We start from the raw sequence: 22,937 nt of genomic DNA on the forward strand, positions 1-22,937 counted from the left end.
TAACACCCATGCGGAGACTTTCTGTCCGCAGCACGACCGTATGGACTCGCATACTTGAACCATGAGCAACACGGAGCCCGCCGCCCGGCCGCTCGCCCGCCGCCGCGACCCCGAGCCGCCCCCGCCCGGCGGGGTGCTGTGGACCATCGCCGGGGACGTCCGCGCCCTGCTGATGCTGCCCGCGGCCTTCACCATGCAGGTCGCGCACCCCGCCATCGGCGCCGGCGTCGACGAGCACTCCGTCTTCCGCACCGACCCCTGGGGGCGCGGCGAGCGCTCGCTGCGCTCCGTCCAGCTGTGGGTGTACGGCGGTGAGCGGGCCGCCGAGGAGGGGCGCCGGGTACGCCGCCTGCACAAGGAGATCCAGGGCGTCGACACCCGCGGACGCCGCTACCACTCCCTGGACCCCGCCTGCTACGCCTGGGTCCACGCCACCGGCTTCCCGGTCTACCTCTACGCGGGCCGGTACCTGCTGCGCCGCTTCACCCCCGCCCAGGAACGGCAGCTGTACCGGGAGTGGCTCCAGGTGGGCCGGATCCTCGGCCTCCACGACCGGGACATGCCGCAGAGCATCGAGGAGTACTGGGTCTACTACCGCCGGATGCTGGCCGAGGAGATCGAGCCCACCCCGGTCGCCCGCGAGCTGGTCGCCACCGATGTGCCGCTGCCCCGACCCGAGGGCGGTTCACCGCCGGTGCGGCTGTTGCTGCGGCTCACCTGGCCGGTGCTGCGGGCCGCGTTCCTGCGGCTGCGGGCCTTCGTCACCGTCGGCTACATGCCGCCCGAGGCGCGCGTCGCGATCGGATTGGAGTGGACCCCCGCGCAGGAGCGCCGGCTCCGGCGGTTCAGCGCGGTCGTGCGGGTCCTCGTACCGCTGCTGCCCGAGCGACTGCGCTACCTGCCCATCGCCCGGGCGGCGCGGGCACGGCGGCGCGCCGCCGCCCGCTGAGGGGCGACGGCGCGCGGGCTGACGGTGGGACCCGTCAGTGCTCGTGGATCGAGTTCGTCTCGGCGATCTTCTTCCAGGACTTCGGCTCCACCGGCTGGGCGGCCGGGGCCTTCGAGGACCGCGCGGCGGCGGACCGACCCGCGGTCGGCGGGGCGAAGGCGGGCTTGCCCGGGGTGTAGAGCCAGGTCTCGAAGAGCTGGGCCAGCGGCTTCCCGGAGACCTTCTCCGCGTACCGCACGAAGTCGCCGACCTTGGCGTTGCCGTAGGCGTGCTCGGTCGGCCAGCCCTTGAGGATCTTGAAGAACTTCTCGTCGCCGACCTCGTTGCGCAGCGCCTGGATGGCGATCGCGCCCCGGTCGTACACGGCGCCGTGGAACTGGTTGTCCGCTCCCGGGTCACCCGGCTTGACCTGCCAGAACGGGTCGTCCGCCGGACGTGTGGCGTACGCCCAGTCGGCGAGCTCCTGCGCCGTGCCCTCGCCCTCCTTCTCGGACCACAGCCACTGGCTGTAGCGGGCGAAGCCCTCGTTGATCCAGATGTCCTTCCAATTGTTCACGGACACGCTGTCGCCGTACCACTGGTGCGCCAGCTCGTGGACGACCACCGACACGTTCGCGCCGTTCGCGAACTGGCGCGGGCTGTAGAACGGCCGGGTCTGGGTCTCCAGGGCGAAGCCGGACGGTACGTTCGGCACGTACCCGCCCAGTGCGTTGAAGGGGTACGGGCCGAAGACGCTCTCCAGCCATTCCGCGACCTCGCCGGTCCGTTCCACGCTCGCGCGCGCCGCGCCGGCGTTGTCGCCCAGATCCGGGCTGTAGGCGTTGAGGATGGGCAGCCCGCTCGCCGTCTTGTCGGTGGTGATGTCGAACTTGCCGACGGCCAGGGTGGCGAGGTACGTGGCCTGCGGCTTGTTCGAGCGCCAGTTGTAACGGGTCCAGCCCAGCTTCGAGCTCTGCGACAGCAGCACGCCGTTGCTGATCGCCTGGGTGCCGTCGGGCACGTTGACCGAGATGTCGAAGGTGGCCTTGTCGAGCGGGTGGTCGTTGCTCGGGAACCACCAGGCGGCCGAGTCCGGCTCCTGCGCCGCGATGCCGCCGTCCGGGGTGCGCTGCCAGGCCGACCACCCGTCGACCTTGAACTCCGAGGGCTTTCCGGCGTACTTGACGACCACCGAGGCCGACTTGCCCTTCTCCAGGGCCCGCGCGGGGGTCACTTCCAGCTCGTGGGCGCCGGAGGTGGCGAACGTCGCCTTGGCGCCGTTGACGCGGATCTCGCTGACCTTGAGGCCGAAGTCCAGGTTGAAGCGGGACAGATCCTGGGTGGCGGTGGCCAGGAGGGTGGCGGTGCCCTCCAACAGGTCCGTCTTCGGCTCGTATTTCAGGCGCAGGTCGTAGTGCGAGACGTCGTATCCGCCGTTGCCGCTGGTCGGGTAGTAGGAGTCGCCTATGCCCGGGGCGCCCGGGACGGAACCGGCCGCCGACGCCGGGGTCACCAGCAGCAGGGAAGCGGCGAGCACGCTCGGGGCGAGGACTTTGCGGTGCACGAAGAGCTCCAAGGGGTAGGGGAGACAGTTCCGTTTCGCGGATGCGTGGTTGCGACCGTATTCACCCGTGACGACCCGCGTCATGTCCATGGCGCCTGTTGTCACATGATCGCCATTCGGCCGTCACAGGGCGCGGCCCGGCGCCGCGAACAGCCGGGTCCGAGTGTCGGGTGGTCGAAGATCGGCCGGATCTGGCGGGTCGCCGAAGCCCGGGGCCGGACGGGGTCTGGTCCGCATACTAAGCAGTCGGTAATCTGCCGCGCATGACTCTTCCCCCGCGCGCCGCCCGCCGCTGTTGGCATGGTGCCATCAACCCGCTGCACGCCACCGTCTACTTCTCGCCCGACCTCGGCAAGGAGTACGCCGCCCTCGGCGTCACGCACCGCGCCGCCGTCAACCTCGCCTCCCGTTCCGCCGCCATGGGCGCCGTCGGCGCGGGCGCGGTGACCGCCACGTTCTACAACTACCGCCACGACCTGGTCGCCGCACACCTCCCCGCCGTCTGGCAGACCACGACGCCCGAGCAGGCGCTCGCCGCCCGACTGCGCGCCGTCGACAGCACGCTGCGCCGCCTCCTCGGCGACGAGACCGTCGCCTCGCCCGAGGTCGCCGAAGCCGCCGACCTCGCGATGCGGGCCACCGAGGGCTGCACCCGGCACGCCCGCACCCTCTACGCCGCCCACGCCGACCTCCCCGTACCCGAGGAGCCGCACCTGCGGCTCTGGCACGCCACCACCCTGCTGCGCGAACACCGCGGCGACGGCCATCTCGCCGCCCTCCTCCTCGCCGAGCTCGACCCGGTGGAAGCCCTGATCAGCCACACCGCGACCGGTCGCGGCATGGCCCCCGAGTGGATCAAGACGATCCGCGGCTGGGAGCAGAGCGACCTCGACGCCGCCACCGAGCGGCTGCGCGCACGCGGCATCCTCGACGCGACCGGCGCGCTCACCGAGGAGGGCGCCGCCGTCCGCGAGCGACTGGAGACGGAGACCGACCGCCTCGACGCCGCCCCCTACGAGCACCTCGGGGCCGACGGCCTGGCCCGCCTCGCCGAACTCGGCGGTGCCCTCGTCGCCCGGGCCATCGGCGCCGGAGCCTTCCCCCAGGGCCTCTTCGGCAAGGGCTGAGCCGGGTCTGGCGGACGTCCGTCACCGCCACCTGCCACAATTGGCAGCCTTCCGCGCATCCCACGCACACGTACGAAGGCAGGCAGGACCGCACCGTGACGATGTCCATCGAAGGCAGGATCGCCGAGGAGCTCGGCGTACGGGAACGGCAGGTCAAGGCCGCCGTCGAGCTGCTCGACGGCGGCTCCACCGTGCCGTTCATCGCTCGCTACCGCAAGGAAGCGACCGAGATGCTCGACGACGCCCAGCTCCGCACCCTGGAGGAGCGGCTGCGGTACCTGCGCGAACTGGAGGACCGGCGCGTGGCGATCCTCGACTCCGTACGCGAGCAGGGCAAGCTCGACGCCGAGCTGGAGGCCCGCATCCGGGAGGCCGACACCAAGGCGCGCCTGGAGGACATCTACCTGCCCTTCAAGCCCAAGCGGCGCACCAAGGCCCAGATCGCCCGCGAGGCGGGTCTCGAACCGCTCGCCGAGGGCCTGTTGGCCGATCCCTCCGTGGAACCGGCCGCCGCCGCGGCCGCGTTCGTCGACCCGGACAAGGGCGTCGCGGACGCGGCGGCCGCCCTGGAGGGCGCCCGGGCCATCCTCACCGAGAAGTTCGCCGAGGACGCCGACCTGATCGGCGAACTGCGCGAGCGGATGTGGAGCCGCGGCCGGCTCGCCTCCAAGGTGCGCGAGGGCAAGGAGGAGGCGGGCGCCAAGTTCGCCGACTACTTCGACTTCGCCGAGCCCTTCACCGCGTTGCCCTCGCACCGCGTCCTCGCGATGCTCCGCGGCGAGAAGGAGGACGTGCTCGTCCTCGACCTCCAGCCCGACGAGCCCGCCGAGCACGAGGAGACCGCCGCGCCCGGTCCGTCCGCGTACGAGGGCATGATCGCCCGCCGCTTCGGCGTGGCCGCCCCCTCGGGGCAGAACCGTCCCGGCGACAAGTGGTTGGCGGACACCGTCCGTTGGGCCTGGCGCACCAAGATCCAGGTACATCTCGGCATCGACCTGCGGACCCGGCTGCGCGCCGCCGCCGAGGACGAGGCCGTCCGGGTCTTCGCCGCCAACCTCCGCGACCTGCTCCTCGCGGCGCCCGCCGGCACCCGCGCCACCCTCGGTCTGGACCCGGGCTTCCGCACGGGCGTGAAGGTGGCCGTCGTCGACGCCACCGGAAAGGTCGTGGCCACCGACGTGATCTACCCCCACGTCCCCGCCAACAAGTGGGACGAGTCGCTCGCCAAGCTGGCCCGGCTGGCGAAGGAACACGCGGTCGAACTCGTCGCGATCGGCAACGGCACGGCCTCCCGCGAGACGGACAAGCTCGCCGGCGACCTCATCGCCCGCCACCCGGAGCTCGGGCTGACCAAGGTGATGGTCTCGGAGGCGGGCGCCTCGGTGTACTCGGCCTCGGCCTTCGCCTCGCAGGAACTGCCGGGCATGGACGTCTCGTTGCGCGGCGCGGTATCCATCGCCCGCCGCCTCCAGGACCCGCTGGCCGAGTTGGTGAAGATCGACCCCAAGTCCATCGGGGTGGGCCAGTACCAGCACGACCTGTCCGAGGTGAAGCTCTCCCGCTCGCTGGACGCGGTCGTCGAAGACTGTGTGAACGGCGTCGGCGTCGACGTCAACACCGCCTCCGCACCGCTGCTTTCGCGGGTCTCGGGCATCAGCGGCGGCCTCGCCGAGAACATCGTCGCCCACCGCGACGCCAACGGCCCCTTCCGCAGCCGCAAGGGGCTTAAGGACGTGGCCCGGCTCGGTCCCAAGGCGTACGAGCAGTGCGCCGGCTTCCTGCGGATCCGCGACGGGGACGACCCGCTGGACGCCTCCAGCGTGCACCCCGAGGCGTACCCGGTGGTGCGGGGCATGGCCAAGACGGTCGGCAGCGAGGTGGCGGCCCTGATCGGCAACGGCGGCGTACTGCGCTCGCTGCGGCCGGAGCAGTTCGTCACCGACGCCTTCGGCCTGCCGACGGTCACCGACATCCTGCGCGAGTTGGAGAAGCCGGGCCGCGACCCGCGCCCCGCCTTCAAGACGGCCACCTTCAAGGAGGGCGTGGAGAAGATCGGCGACCTCGCGCCCGGCATGATCCTCGAAGGCGTGGTCACCAACGTCGCCGCCTTCGGCGCCTTCATCGACATCGGCGTCCACCAGGACGGCCTCGCGCACGTCTCCGCCCTGTCGAAGACCTTCGTCAAGGACCCGCGCGACGTGGTCAAGCCCGGCGACATCGTCCGGGTGAAGGTCATGGACGTGGACATCCCGCGCAAGCGGATCTCCCTGACGCTGCGGATCGACGACGAGGCGACGGGCGACCGCGCCCCCGGCGCCCCGAGGCAGCGCGAGGAGCGGCGCGGCGGCGGCCGTCCCCCGCAACAGCGCGGCCAGGGCGACCGGCGGGGCGCCGGGGGCCAAGGCGGGCAGGGCGGGCAGGGCGGGCAGGGCGGCCAAGGCACTCAGGGCGCCCAGAACCGCCAGGGCAGGACCGGTGGCGGCGCCCAGGGCCGGACCGGCGGCCAGGGTGGCGGCAACGCCCCGGCCCCGGCCAACAGCGCGATGGCGGACGCCCTGCGCCGGGCCGGCCTCACCGGCAAGGAGGAGCGCCGCAAGCGGTAGGCCGCGCGCCGGGCGACCGGGCGCGTGGTCCCGTACGGGTTGGCCGAATAGGTTCCCCGGCCGGTCGCCCGGCCTTGCCAACTCCCGTACAAGATCTGTAGGCATGGGTGGAACGCCCGTTCGTCCTGACGCGGACGGGCGTCCGCATTCCCCTTCGGGCCCGCACTCCGAAGGCCGCCTCAAGGCACAGGATGTAACCCATGCCCACGCACGCCTATCGACGCTGCCCGAGAAAGGGTCCGAAGAGGGAACACATGCCCTATCGGAATCTCAACCTGCGTAAACGGTGCGAGATGATTCTCGGCCATCTGGACCTGACCCGCCCGTTCTCGCTCGAGCACCTGTGCACGGACATCGCCGAACAGCGCGGACGCCCCATCCGGCTCCACCCGCTGCCCAAGGAGGCCGCCGAATCGGGCGTCTGCGGACTGTGGGTCGGCACCGCCGGCGTGGACTACGTCTTCTACGAGGCCCAGACCACCCCCCTGCACCGCGAGCACATCGTGCTCCACGAGATCGGCCACATCCTGTTCGGCCACCACTCGCTGGAGGGTGAGGAGACCGACGGCAAGGCGCCCGTCGTCCTCGGACGCACCAACTACACCACCCGTCAGGAGCAGGAGGCGGAGATGCTCGCGAGCATGATCCGTATGCGGACCGCCGGGAACGGCGCGAAGATACGGACCGCCCCGCGCGGCGCCCTCGCCCGGCTGGAGTCCGCGATGGGATACGGACGGGGCGCCCACGATGGCGGCTGACCTGACGGCGTTCGGCGACTGGCTCGCCGTCCCGAGCGTGGTGTGCCTGTGGATCGCGGTCCTGCTGCGCGCACCCGGCGCCCTGCGCTCCCCGCAACAGCGCGGCCTGTGGCTGGCGGTGGCGACCGCCGCCGCCGCGATGACCCTGAACCTGCCCGATGTCGTCGCCTACGCGACCAGCCGCGACGCCGGCTACGCGCACGCGATCGGCCTGGTCCGCAACCTCATCGGTGTCCTCTCGGCCGGCGCCGTGCTCTACTTCGTGGCCGCCGCGACCCGGGGCCGCCGGCTCCAACTGGCCTCCTGGACCGGCACGGTGCTCTGGCTGACGACGCTGATCGTGCTGGACACCCTCGCGCCCGCCCACGGGACGCACACCATGCCGCCCGTGGGCGAACCGGTGCCCTCCCTCGCCTACTGGCTGGTGCTGATCTCGGCCCACCTCGTCGCCAACACCACCTGCGTGTACGTGTGCGCCCGCTACAGCCGGCGCACCGAAAGCCGCGGACTGGCCTTCGGGCTGCGGCTGTTCGGCCTCGGCACCGCCCTCGCCGGGGTGTTCTGGTTCGTGTACCTGCTCAAGGCCCTCTTCGGCAGTACCTGGGCCATGCCCGCCCTGCCGCTGATGATGAACCTGCACGGGCTGCTGCGGGCCGCCGCGATCGTCGTCCCGACCCTGTTCACCCTGCGCCGTACGACGGCCGACATCGCCACCGCGTGGCGCCTGTGGCCGCTGTGGCAAGACCTGGTCCAAGCCGTACCGCACGTCGTCCTGTCGAAGCCGCGCGCCGGGCGGGTCGTCGAACTGCTCTGGCCGCCCCTGCCGCGCAACCTGCTGGTGTACCGCAAGGTGATCGAGACGCGCGACGCGATCCTGATCCTGGGGGAGTACGTCGCCCCGGGCCTCGCGGAGTCGGCGCGCAGCCACGTCACCGGAACCGGGGTGCCCGAGCAACGGCGGTCCGCGGCCGCACTGGCCTGCCTGCTCAAGGAGGCCCGGCAGGCCAAACTGGCCGGGCTGCCCGTCCGACAGGCGGGGGAGGCGTCCGACCTGGAGCTGCCCGCCGCGCTCCAGACCTCCGCGGAAGGCGGCGACCTGGACGAGGAGGCCCGCTTCCTGGTGCACGTCGCGGAGGCGTACGGCTCGCCCTCGACCACCGCGTTCACGGCGCGGCCGGCGTAGCACGGCCGCCCGCCCGTACCACCGAAGGAGTGACACCCTCGTGACCACCGCCTTGATCACCGGGGCCAGTGCCGGCCTCGGCGCGGCCTTCGCCCGGGGCCTCGCCGCCAAGGGCTGCGACCTCGTCCTCGTCGCCCGCGACGAGGAGCGGCTCACCGCCCTCGCCGACGAACTCGGCCGCGCCCTCGGGACGTCCTGCGAGGTGCTGCCCGCGGACCTGCTCGATCCCGCGCAGTGCGAGAAGGTCGCCGGGCGGCTCGCCGACCCGGCGCGGCCCGTCGACGTCCTGGTCAACAACGCCGGCTTCGGACTGCCCGCGCCCTTCCCGTACAGCCCGGTCGACGACGAGGAGCGGATGCTCGACCTGCTCGTCAAGGTCCCGCTGCGGCTCACCCACGCGGTGCTGCCCGGCCTGCGCGAACGCCGCCGGGGCGCCGTGCTCAACGTCTCATCGGTCGCCGGCCTGCTGCCGACCGGGACCTACGGGGCCGCCAAGGCGTGGGTCACCGCTTTCAGCGAATCCGTACGGATCGACATGGAGCCGTACGGGGTGCGCGTGCTGGCGGTGACACCCGGATTCACCCGGACCGAGTTCCAGCGGCGGGCCGGCATGGACGTCAGCGCCCTGCGCGACGCGGTGTGGCTGGAGCCCGAAGCGGTGGTGGCCAAAGCCCTCAAGGACCTGGCCCGGCGCCGCCCCGTCAGCATCACCAGCCGCCGCTACCAGGCGTACGCCCTCGCGGCCCGCCACCTGCCGCGCGACTTCGTGGCCCGCCGGATGGCCCGCACCCGGCGGGCGCCGGAGATCCTCTAGAGCTCCGTGACCTTGCCGTCCGCGACATCCAGGCGGCGGGTCACGTGCACGGCGTCGAGCATCCGGCGGTCGTGGGTGACCAGCAGCAACGTGCCCTCGTACGCGTCCAGCGCCGACTCCAACTGCTCGATCGCCGGCAGGTCGAGGTGGTTGGTGGGCTCGTCCAGCACCAGCAGGTTGACCCCGCGGCCCTGGAGCAGCGCCAGCGCCGCGCGGGTGCGCTCGCCGGGCGAGAGGGTGGCCGCCGGGCGCAACACGTGGGCCGCCTTGAGCCCGAACTTGGCCAACAACGTGCGTACCTCGGCGGGCTCGGTGTCCGGAACGGCGGCGCAGAACGCCTCCAGCAGCGGCTCGTCCCCGAGGAACAGCCCCCGCGCCTGGTCAACCTCGCCGACCAATACGCCCGAACCGAGGGTGGCCGCACCGGAAGCGGGCGCGAGGCGGCCGAGCAGCACGGCCAACAGGGTGGACTTACCCGCCCCGTTGGCACCGGTGATCGCGACCCGGTCCGCCCAGTCGATCTGCAGACTGGCCGGGCCGAAGCGGAAGTCCCCCCGGGTGACGGACGCCTCGCGCAGCGTGGCCACCACCGAACCCGAACGCGGGGCCGCCGCGATCTCCATCCGCAGCTCCCACTCCTTGCGGGGCTCGTCGACCACGTCGAGCCGCTCGATGGCGCGCTGCGTCTGGCGGGCCTTGGCGGCCTGCTTCTCGCTCGCCTCGCTGCGGAACTTCTTGCCGATCTTGTCGTTGTCGGTGGCCTTGCGACGGGCGTTCTTGACGCCCTTGTCCATCCAGCCGCGCTGCATCGCGGCCCGGCCTTCCAGCGCGGAGCGCTTGTCCGCGTACTCGTCGTACTCCTCGCGGGCGTGCGCCCGGGACCGCTCGCGCTCCTCCAGGTACGCCTCGTAGCCGCCGCCGTAGAGGTTGATCTCCTGCTGCGCCAGGTCGAGTTCGAGGACCTTGGTCACGGTGCGCGCCAGGAACTCGCGGTCGTGGCTGATGACGACCGTGCCCGCGCGCAGTCCCTGCACGAACCGCTCCAGCCGCTCCAGACCGTCGAGGTCGAGGTCGTTGGTCGGCTCGTCCAGCAGGAACACGTCGTACCGGGACAGGAGGAGGGAGGCGAGGCCGGCGCGGGCCGCCTGACCGCCGGAGAGGGCCGTCATCGGAAGGTCGAGGCCGACGGACAGACCGAGGTCGTCGGCGACCTCCTGGGCCCGCTCGTCGAGGTCCGCGCCGCCGAGGTTCAGCCAGCGGTCGAGGGCCTCTCCGTAGGCGTCGTCGGCGCCGGGGGTGCCGTCGACGAGGCCCTGCGTGGCCGCGTCGAGCTCGGCCTGCGCCGCCGCGACGCCGGTACGGCGGGCGAGGAACGCACGGACCGACTCCCCGGGGCGGCGCTCGGGCTCCTGCGGGAGGTGCCCGACGGCGGCGCCGGGCGGGGAGAGGCGCAGCTCACCGGTCTCCGGGGTGTCCAGCCCGGCGAGCAGGCGCAGCAGGGTGGACTTCCCGGCGCCGTTGACGCCGACGAGTCCGATGACGTCGCCGGGCGCGACGACGAGGTCGAGATCGGCGAAGAGCGTGCGCTCACCGTGCGCGGCGGTGAGGTTCTTGGCGACGAGAGTGGCAGTCATGATCTGTCGATCCTATCCGCGCGGCCGGCGGCGCCCCGACGGTGGCCGGATAGGTGGGAAGCACGTCATTGCGGCCATCGCGGCGGCGTCACAGGATGGACGCATGTCGTCGCGAAACGTGCTCGTCCTCCTCTACGACGGGGTCCAGAGCCTGGATGTGACCGGCCCGGTGGAGGTGTTCGCCGGGGTCGGCCGGTTCCCGGAGCACCCCGGGTACCGGATCAGGACGGTCTCCCCAGGAGGCGTTCCCGTACGCACCGGCAGCGGATTGACGCTGGTCCCCGACGGTGACCTGGAGAGCGCCCGGCCCGGGCCGGGGACGACCCTGCTGGTGCCGGGCGGCCGGTACACGGGCTCCTTCGAACCGAGGCTCACCGACTGGCTCCGCGCTTACGGGGGGCGCGCGGAGCGGGTGGTGTCCGTGTGCACGGGCGGACTGCTCCTGGCGGAGGCGGGGCTCCTGGACGGCCGCCGGGCCACGACGCACTGGGACGCCTGCGAGCGGATGGCGCGGGACTACCCGACCGTCACGGTCGACCCCGACCCGATCTACGTGCGGGACGGGCGGGTGGCGACCTCGGCCGGGGTCACGGCCGGCATCGACCTGGCCCTGGCGTTGGTGGAGGAGGACGTCGGGCGGGAGGCGGCGCTGCTGATCGCCCGGCACCTGGTGGTGTTCCTGCACAGGCCGGGGAACCAGGCGCAGTTCAGCGCTCAGCTGGCGGCGCAGACGGCGCGGCGGGAACCGCTGCGGGACGTACAGCAGTGGATCACCGAGCACCCGGGCGAGGACCTGGGCGTGGAGGCGCTCGCGGCGCGGGCCGCGCTGTCGCCGCGCCACTTCGCGCGGGCGTTCCGGGCGGAGACGGGGGTGACGCCGGGGCGGTACGTCGAGCGGGTGCGGGTGGAGCATGCGCGGCGGCTGCTGGAGGAGGGCGGCGAGGGCGTGGCCGGGGTCGCCCGCGCCTCCGGCTACCGCACCCCGGAGGCCCTCCGCCGCGCCTTCCTCCGCACCCTCGGCCAACCCCCGACCGAATACCGCCGCCGCTTCGGCCCCTGACCCCGCCCGACCCCCGCCCGTGCCTCCGCCCCACCGGCAGACTTCGCCCGGCCCCGAGCACCCGGGCCGGGGTCACCGGGGCTCCGCCCGCCCCGGGCCGGGGTCACCGGGCTCCGCCCGCCCCTGACCCGACCCGCGACCCCTCGGGCCGCGCGCCCGGCCCCCGACCTCCGCCCCCCCGGGCCGCGCGCCCGGAAGCGCCCCGCGCCCCAGCCGCCGGGCGCGTCGCCCGAGCCTTCCGCCGCCCACCCTGGGCGCCGCCACCAGCCACGTCCGCCCAACGGCTCCCCGCGAAAGGCCGCCGGATGCCTGCCGCCCCGGGCTTCCGCCCCGACCAGCAGGCCCTTGCCCTGACGACGAGCACTCCGGCGGCGCGGTCCGACGGGCTGGGCCGGCCCGGCCAACCGGCGGACCCGGGGTCGGCGGGCGGCGTCCGGCTCGGCCGTGACTCCGGCCGCGCCCGAGCCGGGCGCCGTCCTCCGGCCCCGCCCGACCCACGGCCGCGTCGCCCGCCCCGGGCTCCGCCCGACCAGCAGGCTTTGCCCCAACCCCGAGCACCCGGCGGCGCCGCCGACCCCGGGCCCCACCGGCGCACCCGTAGCCACCCGGGCGACCACCACCAGAAACCACCACCACCAGAACCACCACCACTGCGGAGGAACCATGCAGATCGCCGTACTGCTCTACGACCGCTTCACCTCGCTCGACGCCGTCGGTCCCTACGACACCCTGGGACGGCTCCCCGGCGCCGAGGTCGTCTTCGTCTCCCAGCGGCCGGGGCCCGTGCGGACCGACGCCGGGAGCCTCGCACTCGTCGCCGACAAGGGGCTCGACGAGGTCACCCGGCCCGACATCGTCATCGTGCCCGGCGGCCCGCACCCCGAGATCGAGATGGCCAACCCCGTCGTCCTCGACTGGCTGCGGTCCGTGGACGCCACCACGACCTGGACCACCTCCGTCTGCACCGGCTCGCTCCTGCTCGGCGCCGCCGGCCTGCTCGACGGGCGCCGCGCCACCAGCCACTGGCTGTTCCTGGACCGGCTCCGCGCCTTCGGGGCCGAGCCGACCGGCGAGCGCGTGGTCTTCGACGGCAAGTACGTCACCGCGGCCGGAGTGTCGGCCGGCATCGACATGGGCCTCACGCTCCTCGGCCGCGCCGCCGGCGACGACGTGGCCCGCGCCGTGCAACTGATGACCGAGTACGACCCGCAGCCGCCCTACGACGCCGGGTCCCCCGCCAAGGCCCCCGCCGAACTCGTCGCGCGGCTGCGCGCCGTCAGTGCGTCGGAGGAGTCCAGGTAAACACGGGCGCGCGCCGCTCCAGGAACGCGGCGACGCCCTCCGCGGTGTCGCCGCTCCCGGCGGCCTGGGCGGCCCAGTACGCGTCCCGGTCGGTCCGGCCGTCCGCGAACTCCTTCGCCGCGGCCTGCGTCAGCCGCGAGCGGGAGGTCAGCGCCCGGGCGAACTCCGCGACCCGCTTGTCGAGTTCCCCGACCGGCAGCAGCTCGTTCAGGAACCCCGCGCGCAAGGCGTGCTCCGCATCGATCAACTCCGCCGAGAAGAGCAGGTACTTGGCGGTCGCCGGCCCGACCAGCGCGGCCAACCGCCGTGTCGAGGACGCCGGGTAGACGATGCCCAGCTTCGCCGGGGTCACCCCGAACTCCGCCCCCGCCTCCGCGAAGCGCAGGTCGCACGCCGCCGCCAGTTGGCTCCCGCCGCCCACGCAGTACCCGCGGATCGCGGCGATCGTCGGCTTGGGGAAGGCCGCCAAGGCATCCTCCGCCGCCACCGACAGCGCCTGCGGGTCCTCGTCACCGGTCAACGACGTGATGTCCGCCCCCGCGCAGAAGGTCGGCCCGGCCCCGGTCAGCACGACCACCCGTACGGACACGTCGTCCGCCAGCTCGGACAGCAACCCGGGCAGCGCCCGCCACATGGCGGCGGTCATGGCGTTGCGCTTCGCCGGGTGCGAGATGACGACGGTGGCGACCCCGTCGGCCACCGTGTGAAGGAGGGCTGCGTCCATGCGCCGGATGCTATCCGGGCCGGCCGAACCTGTGATCGGTGCCTCCTCACCGGCGGCTTGTGCCGACTGGCCGGTGCCCTGGTGGTGCGCGGGTCGAACTGCTCGCCCTCGGCCTGGCCGCCCGCCGGATCCTCGGCCGGGCGGGCGCGGACCAGGTGCGGGACCCGACCAGCGGGCCGGACGGGACGGGCGGGGCCGCCAGGACGGCGGCCGGGAACAGCGCGCCGGTGGATCAGGAACGGTCGAACAACTGACGCTGTCATACGCCAGTGGTCGGAAAGTGCACGATTGACGCTGACTTCTGGTCAGCCACGCGGTCCGGACCTGGCTGTTGTCCACTCTTGAACCGTGGAGACGATCGAGCGTGAAGACGGGGGCGTGAAGATGGACGACAGCGGGAGTGTCCCGCAGGCCAGGGGAGGTGAGCCGGAGGCTCCGGCGGACCCTCTCGCTTACGAGGGAGTGTGGAGGTTCACCGCGCCCGCGGTTGAAGAATCCGTTCCGCAGGCCCGCCGCGCGGTCCGCGACCTCCTCGGCCGGCAGGGGGTGCCGGCCCACCAGGACCTGGTCCACTCCCTGCTGCTGATCGTCTCCGAGCTGGTGACGAACTCCGTCCGGCACGCCGCCCTGCTCTCCCCGGAGGTCGCCGTCGAGGTGGCCGTGGGCCGCGCGTGGGTACGGGTGGCCGTCGAGGACAACCACCCCTACCGCCCCAAGGCGCTGGAGGCCGACTTCGGCCAGACCGGCGGCCGGGGCCTGCTGCTCGTCCGGGAGATCACCCGGGAGGCCGGCGGGGTGTGCGACGTCGAGCACACCTCCACCGGCGGCAAGGTCATCTGGGCGGCCCTGCCCCTCACCGCCCCGGTCGGCGCCCCCGTCCCGAGGGCGTAGGGCGCGGGGACGCGCGGGCGGGGACGTGCGGGCTACCAGCCCGCGGCCTCGCCGGTCAGCTCGCGGATCGCGGGCCGGGCCGCGTCCAGCACGGTCATGAACCACGCGGAGAACGGAGCCTCGGCGTGCCGCTTGGCCAGCTCCTCGGCGGTGACGAACGCGGTGTCCCCGACCTCTTCCGGATCCGGCCGCACCGCGGCTTGCGCCAATCCCACGAACAGGTGGTTGTACTCCTGCTCCACCAGCCCCGACGCGGGGTCCGGGTGGTTGTAGCGCACCGTCCCCGCCTGCGCGAGCAGTGACGGCGACAGCCCCAGCTCCTCGTGGGTCCGCCGGGCGGCGGCCGCGAACGGCGACTCGCCGGGGTAGGGGTGACCGCAGCAGGTGTTCGACCAGACACCGGGGGAGTGGTACTTCCCGAGGGCCCGCCGCTGGAGCAGCAGACGGCCCTGCTCGTCGAAGAGGAACACGGAGAACGCCCGGTGCAGCAGGCCGGGCGCCTGGTGCGCGGAGAGCTTCTCCGCCGTGCCGATGGTGTTGCCGGACTCGTCGACCAGTTCGAGCATGATCGGTTCCCGGGTCCCGGTGCCGGCGGACGCGCTGTTCCCGGCGGTGGCTGGTGTGATCGGCATACCCATCCTTCGCTTCGGACTTCGGCTTGCAAGTCTGCCGTACAAAAGCGGCTTGTCCCCACTTCGCCGATCCGCGCATGTCCGGCCCCCGACGCGTGATACGCGGCGGGACGGAACGGGTCGGGCGGGCCGAGCGGGCCCGTGCGGGGCACCTGGGCACTACCCGGCCCACCGGCACAGGCACTACGCACCCGGCGACGGAACATACACGCGGTTTGTAGTCCCTCCGCGTGATCGTCAATGATGGCGGGGCCCGGGCCACCGCCCGGGACATTCGGCTTGTACGGGCCCGAACGGCTGGTGAACCCCGGCTTCCGTTCATCCGATAGCCTCTGCCGTCGTGCCGCGGCCCCGCGCCGCGGCCGTCCCGTGTTCGCTGCAAGGAGTGGGTTCGTCTGCCGACCGTCATCCTCACCGGCCTGCCGGTCCCCGGATCACCGCTCGCCGACGAGCTGCGGTCGCTCGGCTTCGACGTCCGCCCCGTCGCCGGGCCCGAAGAGGCCGCGACCGCCCTGGCCGGCGTCCCGGCCGACCAGCGGGTCGCCGTCGTCGACGGGGACTTCGTCGGCCACCGGCACGCGCTGCGCCTCGCGCTCACCGACCCGCGCTTCGACGCCTGCGCCGTGACCGGCGCCTTCGCCGTCCAGCCGGGCGCCCGAGCCGCCCTCGACGCGGCCGCGGCCCTCGCGTCCGCCGGCCCGGGCCCCTACCCGGACCGCCTCGCGGCCGCCGTCGAGGCCGCCGGGACCCCGGTCCAGCGCCCCGACCTCGGCACCCTCGTCGCCACCGTGCCCGCCACCGCGACCGAGCGCGACACGGCCGTCGCCGCCGTCGCCGCCGTGGACGACGAGGCCGTGCGCCTGCGCACCGCCGTCAAGTCCCGCGACGGGTTCTTCACCACCTTCTTCATCAGCCCGTACTCGCGCTACATCGCCCGCTGGTGCGCGCGCCGCGGCCTGACCCCGAACCAGGTCACCACCGCCTCCCTGATCACCGCGCTCATAGCGGCGGCCTGCGCCGCCACGGGAGACCGCGGTGGGTACGTCGCCGCCGGGGTACTGCTCCTCGTCTCCTTCGTCCTGGACTGCACCGACGGGCAGCTCGCCCGCTACTCGCTCCAGTACTCCACGATGGGCGCCTGGCTCGACGCGACCTTCGACCGCGCGAAGGAGTACGCCTTCTACGCGGGCCTGGCGCTGGGCGCCGCCCGCAACGGCGACGACGTGTGGGCCCTCGCGCTCGGCGCGATGATCCTCATGACCTGCCGGCACGTCGTGGACTTCGCCTTCAACGAGGCCAACCACGACGCCGCGGCCAACACGAGCCCGACGGCCGCGCTCTCCGACCGCCTCGACAGCGTCGGCTGGACGGTCTGGGTGCGACGGATGATCATCCTCCCGATCGGTGAGCGCTGGGCGATGATCGCCGTGCTGACCGCCACGACCAGCCCCAGGATCGTCTTCTACGCCCTCCTCGTCGGCTGCGCGTTCGGCGCGCTCTACACCACCGCCGGCCGCGTCCTGCGCTCGCTGACCCGCAGGGCCGAGAGGACCGACCGCGCCGCCCGGGCCCTGGCCGACCTCGCCGACTCCGGCCCGCTCGCCGACCTCGTGGCCCGCTCCGTCGGCCGCAAGGCCCCCGGCGCCGGCCTCGTCGCCGCCGTGATCGGCGCGGTCGCCCTGCTGTGGACGGCCTCGACCCAGCCCTTCGGCGCCCGCCAGACCGTGATCGCCGCAGTCATCTACACGGTGCTCGCCGGAGTGGCCGTCGCCCGCCCCCTCAAGGGCGCCCTCGACTGGCTCGTCCCGCCCGTCTTCCGGGCCGCCGAGTACACGACCGTGCTCGTCCTCGCCGTCAAGGCCGACGTCCCCGGAACGCTTCCGGCGGCATTCGGACTGGTCGCGGCGGTCGCCTACCATCACTACGACACGGTGTACCGCATCCGCGGTGGCACCGGCGCGCCCCCGCACTGGCTGGTGCGGACGACCGGCGGTCACGAAGGCCGGGTGCTCCTCACCGCCGTCCTGGCCGCCGTGCTGGCGACGCGCGCCGCGGACTTCCCCGTCGCGCTCACGGCCCTGGCCGTGGCCGTGGCACTCGTGGTGCTCGTGGAGAGCATCCGCTTCTGGGTCTCCTCCGGGGCACCCGCCGTACACGACGAAGGAGAACCAGCATGATCGGCCTTGTACTCGCTGCCGGTGCCGGACGCCGCCTGCGTCCCTACACCGACACCCTGCCCAAGGCCCTCGTGCCCGTCGGCCCCGAAGGCGACGAGGAGAGCCTCACCGTCCTCGACCTGACCCTGGGCAACTTCGCCGAGGTCGGGCTGACCGAGGTCGCCATCGTGGTCGGCTACCGCAAGGAAGCCGTGTACGAGCGCCGCGAGGCCCTGGAGGCCAAGTACGGCGTCAAGATCACGCTGATCGACAACGACAAGGCCGAGGAGTGGAACAACGCCTACTCCCTGTGGTGCGCGCGTGACGTCCTCAAGCAGGGCGTGATCCTCGCCAACGGCGACACCGTCCACCCGGTCTCCGTCGAGCGGACCCTGCTGGCCGCCCGCGGCAAGGGGCAGCAGATCATCCTCGCCCTCGACACGGTCAAGAACCTGGCCGACGAGGAGATGAAGGTCATCACGGCCGACGGCGAGGGCGTCCGGAAGATCACCAAGCTGATGGACCCGGCCACGGCGACGGGCGAGTACATCGGCGTCACCCTCATCGAGCCCGAGGCCGCCGAGGCGCTGGCCGAGGCCCTCAAGACCACCTTCGAGCGCGACCCCGACCTCTACTACGAGGACGGCTACCAGCAGCTCGTCAACGACGGTTTCACCATCGACGTGGCCCCCATCGGTGACGTCAGGTGGGTCGAGATCGACAACCACGACGACCTCGCCAAGGGCCGGACCATCGCATGCCAGTACTGACGCGGCTGATCCCCTCGCCCGTCGTCGTCGACATCAGCCGCGGGGCGATGGACGATCTGGCCGGCCTCCTGGCCGACCAGCGCATCTCCGCCTCCGGCAAGCTCGCCATCGCGATCAGCGGCGGCTCCGGCGTGGCGCTGCGCACCAAGCTGGAGCCCGTCCTGCCGCATGCCGACTGGTACTCGGTCGTGGACGGGACCATCGATTCCGCGGTGAAGCTGGCCGACGACATAAAGGGTCGCCGCTACGACGCCGTCGTGGGCCTGGGCGGCGGAAAGATCATCGACGTCGCGAAGTACGCCGCGGCGCGGGTCGGGCTGCCCATGGTGGCCGTCGCCACCAACCTCTCCCACGACGGCATCTGCTCCCCGGTGTCCATCCTGGACAACGACAACGGCCGCGGCTCCTACGGGGTGCCCACCCCGATCGCGATGGTCATCGACCTCGACGTGATCAAGGAGGCGCCCGTCCGGTTCATCCGCGCCGGCGTCGGCGACGTGATCTCCAACATCTCCGCCATCGCCGACTGGGAGCTGTCGCACCGGATCACCGGCGAGGCCGTCGACGGCCTCGCCGCCGCCATGGCGCGCACCGCCGGCGAGTCCGTGCTGCGCCACCCCGGGGACTGCGGCGACGACGAGTTCCTCACCGTGCTCTCCGAGGCCCTGGTGCTCTCCGGCATCGCCATGTCGATCAGCGGCGACAGCCGCCCGTCCTCCGGCGCCTGCCACGAGATCAGCCACGCCTTCGACCTGCTCTACCCCGGCCGCTCCGCGCTCCACGGCGAGCAGGTCGGCATCGGCGCCGCCTTCGCGATGCACCTGCGGGGGGCCGGGGAACAGGCCGGGCTCTTCGTGGAGGTGCTGCGCCGCCACGGCCTGCCGACCGTGCCCGAGGAGATCGGGTTCAGCGAGGACGAGTTCGTCGCGGCCGTCGAGTACGCCCCCCAGACCCGCCCGGGACGCTTCACCATCCTGGAGCACCTCAACCTGTCCGCCGCCGAGATCAGGGACGCTTACGCCGACTATGCCAAGACCATCCGTAGCTGAACTCCGGCCCGTCGTGCACCCGGCGGGCGTCAAGGACCGGCGCAGTGGCGAGCACTGGGGCGGTCGCCTCTACATGCGCGAGATCTCCCTGCGCATCACCCGCGTCCTGGTCACCACCAAGATCACGCCGAACCAGCTGACCTACGTGATGACCCTCGCCGGCGTCCTGGCCGCACCGGCCCTGCTGGTGCCCGGCGTCTGGGGCGCCGTCCTCGGCGTCGTCGCCGTCCAGCTGTACCTGCTCCTCGACTGCGTCGACGGGGAGGTGGCCCGCTGGAAGCAGCAGTTCTCGCTCTCCGGGGTCTACCTGGACCGGGTCGGCGCCTACCTCTGTGACGCGGCGGTCCTGGTCGGCTTCGGCCTGCGCGCCGCCGACCTGTGGGGGAGCGGCCGGATCGACTGGCTGTGGGCCTTCCTCGGCACCCTCGCGGCGCTCGGGGCGATCCTGATCAAGGCCGAGACCGACCTGGTCGGGGTCGCCCGGCACCAGGGCGGTCTCCCGCCGGTGCGGGAGGCCGCCGCCGAGCCGCGCTCCTCCGGTGTGGCCCTGGCCCGCCGGGCCGCCGCCGCGCTGAAGTTCCACCGGCTCGTCCTCGGCATCGAGGCGTCCCTGCTGATCCTGCTGCTGGCCGTGCTGGACCAGGTCCGCGGCGACCTGTTCTACTCGCGGCTCGGCGTCGCGGTGCTGGCCGGCATCGCCCTGCTCCAGACCGTGCTGCACCTGGTGTCGGTCCTCGCGTCGAGCAGGCTGCGGTGAGTGCCCCGATGCGGCTCGGCGCCGTCGTCATCACCATGGGCAACCGGCCCGCCGAGCTCAAGGCGCTCCTCGACTCCGTGGCCCGGCAGGAGGGCGACCCCATCGAGGTCGTCGTCGTCGGCCAAGGGGTCGAGCTCCCCGGGCTCGCCGACCCGTCGGCGGGCATCCGTACCGTCGAGTTGCCCGAGAACCTCGGCATCCCGGGCGGGCGCAACGTCGGCATCGAGGCTTTCGGCCCCGGCGGCCGAGACGTGGACGCCCTGCTCTTCCTGGACGACGACGGGCTGTTGGAGCGGACCGACACCGCCGAACTGTGCCGGCGGGCGTTCGCCGAGGACCCCCGGCTGGGGATCGTCAGCTTCCGGATCGCCGACCCGGACACGGGCGAGACACAGCGCCGCCACGTACCGCGGCTGCGCGCCTCGGACCCCCTGCGCTCGTCCCGGGTGACGACCTTCCTGGGCGGCGCCAACGCCGTCCGCACCAAGGTCTTCGAGCAGGTCGGCGTTCTGCCGGGGGAGTTCTTCTACGCCCACGAGGAGACCGACCTGGCCTGGCGGGCGCTCGACGCCGGGTGGCTGATCGACTACCGCGCGGACATGGTGCTGCTGCACCCGACGACGGCCCCCTCCCGGCACGCCGTCTACCACCGTATGGTGGCCCGTAACCGGGTGTGGCTCGCCCGCCGCAACCTGCCCGCGCCCCTGGTGCCGGTGTACCTGGGCGTCTGGCTGGCCCTCACCCTCGTGCGCAAGCCCTCCGCCCCGGCCCTCAAAGCCTGGTTCGGCGGGTTCAAGGAGGGCTGGACCGTTCCCTGCGGTCGCCGCCGCCCGATGAAGTGGCGTACGGTCTGGCGGTTGACCCGGCTGGGCCGACCACCTGTCATCTGACAAGCTCGGGTCTGGGAGCATGGGCCCGATCACCGGGCCCGCGCCCCAGGGTCCGATGCCCCCTTCTGCCGCATCTTGAAGACGGAAAGTTTCAACTTGTGAGTGACACAACCCACGACGGCGCCCTCGCCACGAGCAAGCCGCCGTCCGAAGACGCGGGTCTCGCCCCCGCCGAGCTCGCCAGGAAGTACGGCCTGTCGGTCAGCGGCGCCCGGCCCAGCCTGGGCGGGTACGTGCGCGAGCTCTGGGGGCGGCGCCACTTCATCATGGCTTTCTCCCGGGCGAAGCTCGTCGCGCAGTACAGCGAGGCGAAGCTCGGCCAGATCTGGCAGGTGGCGACCCCCCTGCTGAACGCCCTGGTGTACTACCTGATCTTCGGCCTGATCCTGAACGCGGGACGCGGCATGCCGAAGGGCGCGTACATCCCGTTCCTGGTGATCGGCATCTTCGTCTTCTCGTTCACCCAGAGCTCGCTGATGGCGGGTGTCAGGGCGATCCCGGGCAACCTCGGCCTGGTCCGCGCCCTGCACTTCCCGCGCGCCTCGCTGCCGATCTCCTTCTCGCTGCAGCAGCTCGGGCAGCTGCTGTACTCGATGATCGTGGTGTTCGTCGTCGTGCTCGCCTTCGGGAACCACCCTCGGCTGTCCTGGCTGCTGGTCATCCCGACGCTGGCACTGCAGTTCGTCTTCAACACCGGCCTCGCGCTGATCTTCGGTCGGATGGGGTCCAAGACCCCCGACCTCGCGCAGCTCATGCCGTTCATCACCCGCACGTGGATGTACGCCTCGGGCGTCATGTTCTCGATCGGCGAGATGCTCAAGGGCAGGCCGCACTGGATCGCGGACGTGCTCCAGTGGAACCCCGCGGCGATCTACATGGACCTGATCCGCTTCGCGCTCATCGACAGCTACGGTCCGCACCACCTGCCGCCGCACGTCTGGGCCTTCGCGGTGGGCTGGGCCGTCGTCATCGGCCTGGGTGGTTTCGTGTACTTCTGGAAGGCTGAGGAGCGTTACGGCCGTGGCTGAGAACAACAGGGGCGCCGTCCCCACCGTCATCGCCGACGACGTCCACATCGTCTACCGCGTCAACACCGGCAGCGCCGGCAAGGGCAGCGCCACCGCGGCGCTCAGCAAGATCATGCGCCGCGGCAAGGGAGACTCCCCGGGCGTCCGTCGGGTGCACGCCGTACGCGGTGTCTCCTTCACCGCCTACCGCGGCGAGGCCATCGGCCTCATCGGCTCCAACGGCTCGGGGAAGTCGACGCTGCTGCGCGCCATCGCGGGCCTGCTGCCCTGCGAGTCCGGCCGGGTCTACACCGACGGCCAGCCGTCGCTGCTGGGCGTCAACGCGGCGCTGATGAACGACCTGACCGGCGAGCGCAACGTGGTGCTCGGCGGACTCGCGATGGGCATGACGCGCGAGCAGATCCAGGAGCGCTACGACGACATCGTCGACTTCTCGGGCATCAACGAGAAGGGCGACTTCATCTCGCTGCCGATGCGCACCTACTCCTCCGGCATGGCCGCGCGCCTGCGTTTCTCCATCGCCGCCGCCAAGGACCACGACGTCCTGATGATCGACGAGGCGTTGGCGACCGGTGACCGGAAGTTCCAGGTGCGTTCCGAGGCCCGCATCCGCGAGCTGCGCGAGAAGGCCGGCACGGTCTTCCTCGTGAGCCACAACAACAAGTCCATCCGCGATACCTGTGACCGGGTGCTGTGGCTGGAGAAGGGCGAACTCCTGATGGACGGGCCCACCGAGGAAGTCGTCTCGGCGTACGAGAAGGCCACCAGCCACTGACGGCGCACCCCGTGTGACGGCCTGAGGCCCCTGCCGTTCCACGCGGTGGGGGCCTCGGCGTGAGGCGTGTATTCCGGTCCTCGACATTACCTCTCGGACGAATACCCGATAGGCCCTCGCGGCGTTGTACAGCGTAAGCTGGACCGGTTCTCCAATCGCGCCAAGAGGGGACGTTTCCCCGCAGTCGAAAAAGCCGGGGGTACCCCCGGGTAAAGTCCGGCGGCGTGTCCGAAATAGGATGACTTGGGTCGGCAGTGTAGAACGGGAGATGTGACGGCAATGGCTATGGGAA

The 22,937-nt window shown here is 72.5% G+C and carries 21 protein-coding genes; 17 read left to right on the top strand and 4 right to left on the bottom strand.

The annotated features are described in order from the left end of the window. The first annotated feature begins 61 nt into the window (after positions 1-61). On the top strand, positions 62-949 hold the full coding sequence (locus ACFVXJ_RS12885) for an oxygenase MpaB family protein (protein ID WP_389661749.1): 888 nt from the start codon (positions 62-64) through the stop codon (positions 947-949). 34 nt (positions 950-983) lie between these two features. Here ACFVXJ_RS12885 and ACFVXJ_RS12890 read toward each other — a convergent pair whose 3' ends face one another. After that, the gene (locus tag ACFVXJ_RS12890) at positions 984-2,492 is read right to left on the bottom strand and encodes a M1 family metallopeptidase (protein ID WP_389661750.1); all 1,509 of its coding nucleotides are present in this window, start codon (positions 2,490-2,492) and stop codon (positions 984-986) included. 263 nt (positions 2,493-2,755) lie between these two features. Between ACFVXJ_RS12890 and ACFVXJ_RS12895 the strand changes: the two genes are divergently transcribed. From ACFVXJ_RS12895 to ACFVXJ_RS12915, 5 genes are all read left to right on the top strand, one after another. Then, positions 2,756-3,619 carry a hypothetical protein gene (locus ACFVXJ_RS12895; protein ID WP_389661751.1) on the top strand — a complete coding sequence of 288 codons (864 nt, stop codon included), beginning with the start codon at positions 2,756-2,758 and terminating at the stop codon, positions 3,617-3,619. A 95-nt stretch (positions 3,620-3,714) separates the two neighbouring features. Then, a complete protein-coding gene (locus ACFVXJ_RS12900) occupies positions 3,715-6,222 on the top strand; it encodes a Tex family protein (RefSeq protein ID WP_389661752.1) in 2,508 nt (835 codons plus the stop codon). Between the two features lie 293 nt (positions 6,223-6,515). Continuing rightward, on the top strand, positions 6,516-6,980 hold the full coding sequence (locus ACFVXJ_RS12905; RefSeq protein ID WP_389661753.1) for a hypothetical protein: 465 nt from the start codon (positions 6,516-6,518) through the stop codon (positions 6,978-6,980). Next, the gene (locus ACFVXJ_RS12910; protein ID WP_389661754.1) at positions 6,970-8,163 is read left to right on the top strand and encodes an MAB_1171c family putative transporter; all 1,194 of its coding nucleotides are present in this window, start codon (positions 6,970-6,972) and stop codon (positions 8,161-8,163) included. Before ACFVXJ_RS12905 ends, ACFVXJ_RS12910 begins: the two co-directional genes overlap by 11 nt. A 40-nt stretch (positions 8,164-8,203) precedes the next feature. Continuing rightward, a complete protein-coding gene (locus tag ACFVXJ_RS12915; protein ID WP_389661755.1) occupies positions 8,204-8,977 on the top strand; it encodes an SDR family NAD(P)-dependent oxidoreductase in 774 nt (257 codons plus the stop codon). On the opposite strand, the gene ACFVXJ_RS12920 is transcribed toward ACFVXJ_RS12915, so the two are convergent. Next, positions 8,974-10,611, bottom strand: a complete 1,638-nt coding sequence (locus ACFVXJ_RS12920; RefSeq protein ID WP_389661756.1) for an ABC-F family ATP-binding cassette domain-containing protein — start codon at positions 10,609-10,611, stop codon at positions 8,974-8,976. The two genes, ACFVXJ_RS12915 and ACFVXJ_RS12920, sit on opposite strands and share 4 nt — an antisense overlap. 103 nt (positions 10,612-10,714) lie before the next feature. On the opposite strand from ACFVXJ_RS12920, the gene ACFVXJ_RS12925 reads away from it, so the two are divergent. Continuing rightward, complete coding sequence (locus ACFVXJ_RS12925; RefSeq protein WP_389661757.1) at positions 10,715-11,671, top strand: GlxA family transcriptional regulator; 957 nt, start codon at positions 10,715-10,717, stop codon at positions 11,669-11,671. 663 nt (positions 11,672-12,334) lie between these two features. Next, positions 12,335-12,973 carry a DJ-1/PfpI family protein gene (locus ACFVXJ_RS12930; RefSeq protein ID WP_389661758.1) on the top strand — a complete coding sequence of 213 codons (639 nt, stop codon included), beginning with the start codon at positions 12,335-12,337 and terminating at the stop codon, positions 12,971-12,973. Here ACFVXJ_RS12930 and ACFVXJ_RS12935 read toward each other — a convergent pair. Then, a complete protein-coding gene (locus ACFVXJ_RS12935) occupies positions 12,948-13,697 on the bottom strand; it encodes an enoyl-CoA hydratase/isomerase family protein (protein WP_389661759.1) in 750 nt (249 codons plus the stop codon). The two genes, ACFVXJ_RS12930 and ACFVXJ_RS12935, sit on opposite strands and share 26 nt — an antisense overlap. 59 nt (positions 13,698-13,756) lie before the next feature. Between ACFVXJ_RS12935 and ACFVXJ_RS12940 the strand changes: the two genes are divergently transcribed. Together ACFVXJ_RS12940 and ACFVXJ_RS12945 are read left to right on the top strand one after the other, a co-directional pair. Beyond that, complete coding sequence (locus ACFVXJ_RS12940; RefSeq protein WP_389661760.1) at positions 13,757-13,951, top strand: hypothetical protein; 195 nt, start codon at positions 13,757-13,759, stop codon at positions 13,949-13,951. A gap of 94 nt (positions 13,952-14,045) precedes the next feature. Further along, a complete protein-coding gene (locus tag ACFVXJ_RS12945) occupies positions 14,046-14,588 on the top strand; it encodes an ATP-binding protein (RefSeq protein ID WP_389661761.1) in 543 nt (180 codons plus the stop codon). A 32-nt stretch (positions 14,589-14,620) separates the two neighbouring features. Here ACFVXJ_RS12945 and idi read toward each other — a convergent pair whose 3' ends face one another. Next, complete coding sequence (gene idi, locus ACFVXJ_RS12950) at positions 14,621-15,220, bottom strand: isopentenyl-diphosphate Delta-isomerase (protein ID WP_389661762.1); 600 nt, start codon at positions 15,218-15,220, stop codon at positions 14,621-14,623. A 395-nt stretch (positions 15,221-15,615) separates the two neighbouring features. Here idi and ACFVXJ_RS12955 point away from each other — a divergent pair, with 395 nt between their 5' ends. From ACFVXJ_RS12955 to ACFVXJ_RS12985, 7 genes are all read left to right on the top strand, one after another. Continuing rightward, entirely contained in the window at positions 15,616-17,397 is a 1,782-nt protein-coding gene (locus ACFVXJ_RS12955; protein ID WP_389661911.1) for a DUF5941 domain-containing protein, read from the top strand. Then, on the top strand, positions 17,394-18,146 hold the full coding sequence (locus tag ACFVXJ_RS12960) for a sugar phosphate nucleotidyltransferase (protein WP_389661763.1): 753 nt from the start codon (positions 17,394-17,396) through the stop codon (positions 18,144-18,146). Before ACFVXJ_RS12955 ends, ACFVXJ_RS12960 begins: the two co-directional genes overlap by 4 nt. Then, entirely contained in the window at positions 18,134-19,195 is a 1,062-nt protein-coding gene (locus ACFVXJ_RS12965; protein ID WP_389661764.1) for an iron-containing alcohol dehydrogenase family protein, read from the top strand. Before ACFVXJ_RS12960 ends, ACFVXJ_RS12965 begins: the two co-directional genes overlap by 13 nt. After that, on the top strand, positions 19,173-19,952 hold the full coding sequence (locus ACFVXJ_RS12970) for a CDP-alcohol phosphatidyltransferase family protein (protein ID WP_389661765.1): 780 nt from the start codon (positions 19,173-19,175) through the stop codon (positions 19,950-19,952). The genes ACFVXJ_RS12965 and ACFVXJ_RS12970 overlap by 23 nt, the downstream gene beginning before the upstream one ends. Positions 19,953-19,960: 8 nt before the next feature. Continuing rightward, positions 19,961-20,842: a glycosyltransferase family 2 protein gene (locus tag ACFVXJ_RS12975; protein WP_389661912.1), complete on the top strand. Its 882-nt coding sequence runs from the start codon at positions 19,961-19,963 to the stop codon at positions 20,840-20,842. Positions 20,843-20,940: 98 nt separating this feature from the next. Continuing rightward, the gene (locus tag ACFVXJ_RS12980; protein WP_389661766.1) at positions 20,941-21,870 is read left to right on the top strand and encodes an ABC transporter permease; all 930 of its coding nucleotides are present in this window, start codon (positions 20,941-20,943) and stop codon (positions 21,868-21,870) included. Beyond that, complete coding sequence (locus ACFVXJ_RS12985; protein WP_389661767.1) at positions 21,863-22,645, top strand: ABC transporter ATP-binding protein; 783 nt, start codon at positions 21,863-21,865, stop codon at positions 22,643-22,645. The genes ACFVXJ_RS12980 and ACFVXJ_RS12985 overlap by 8 nt, the downstream gene beginning before the upstream one ends. The last annotated feature ends 292 nt before the right edge of the window (positions 22,646-22,937 follow it).

It is taken from the genome of Streptomyces sp. NPDC058279, from assembly GCF_042881255.1.
GTDB lineage: Bacteria > Actinomycetota > Actinomycetes > Streptomycetales > Streptomycetaceae > Streptomyces.

Bases quoted from the DNA above. Each gene is read 5' to 3' on its own strand.
- ACFVXJ_RS12885 (WP_389661749.1), top strand. From the start codon at position 62: ATGAGCAACACGGAGCCCGCCGCCCGGCCGCTCGCCCGCCGCCGCGAC.
- ACFVXJ_RS12895 (WP_389661751.1), top strand. From the start codon at position 2,756: ATGACTCTTCCCCCGCGCGCCGCCCGCCGCTGTTGGCATGGTGCCATC.
- ACFVXJ_RS12905 (WP_389661753.1), top strand. From the start codon at position 6,516: ATGATTCTCGGCCATCTGGACCTGACCCGCCCGTTCTCGCTCGAGCAC.
- ACFVXJ_RS12910 (WP_389661754.1), top strand. From the start codon at position 6,970: ATGGCGGCTGACCTGACGGCGTTCGGCGACTGGCTCGCCGTCCCGAGC.
- ACFVXJ_RS12920 (WP_389661756.1), bottom strand. From the start codon at position 10,611: ATGACTGCCACTCTCGTCGCCAAGAACCTCACCGCCGCGCACGGTGAG.
- ACFVXJ_RS12925 (WP_389661757.1), top strand. From the start codon at position 10,715: ATGTCGTCGCGAAACGTGCTCGTCCTCCTCTACGACGGGGTCCAGAGC.
- ACFVXJ_RS12930 (WP_389661758.1), top strand. From the start codon at position 12,335: ATGCAGATCGCCGTACTGCTCTACGACCGCTTCACCTCGCTCGACGCC.
- ACFVXJ_RS12935 (WP_389661759.1), bottom strand. From the start codon at position 13,697: ATGGACGCAGCCCTCCTTCACACGGTGGCCGACGGGGTCGCCACCGTC.
- idi (WP_389661762.1), bottom strand. From the start codon at position 15,220: ATGCCGATCACACCAGCCACCGCCGGGAACAGCGCGTCCGCCGGCACC.
- ACFVXJ_RS12960 (WP_389661763.1), top strand. From the start codon at position 17,394: ATGATCGGCCTTGTACTCGCTGCCGGTGCCGGACGCCGCCTGCGTCCC.
- ACFVXJ_RS12965 (WP_389661764.1), top strand. From the start codon at position 18,134: ATGCCAGTACTGACGCGGCTGATCCCCTCGCCCGTCGTCGTCGACATC.
- ACFVXJ_RS12970 (WP_389661765.1), top strand. From the start codon at position 19,173: ATGCCAAGACCATCCGTAGCTGAACTCCGGCCCGTCGTGCACCCGGCG.
- ACFVXJ_RS12975 (WP_389661912.1), top strand. From the start codon at position 19,961: ATGCGGCTCGGCGCCGTCGTCATCACCATGGGCAACCGGCCCGCCGAG.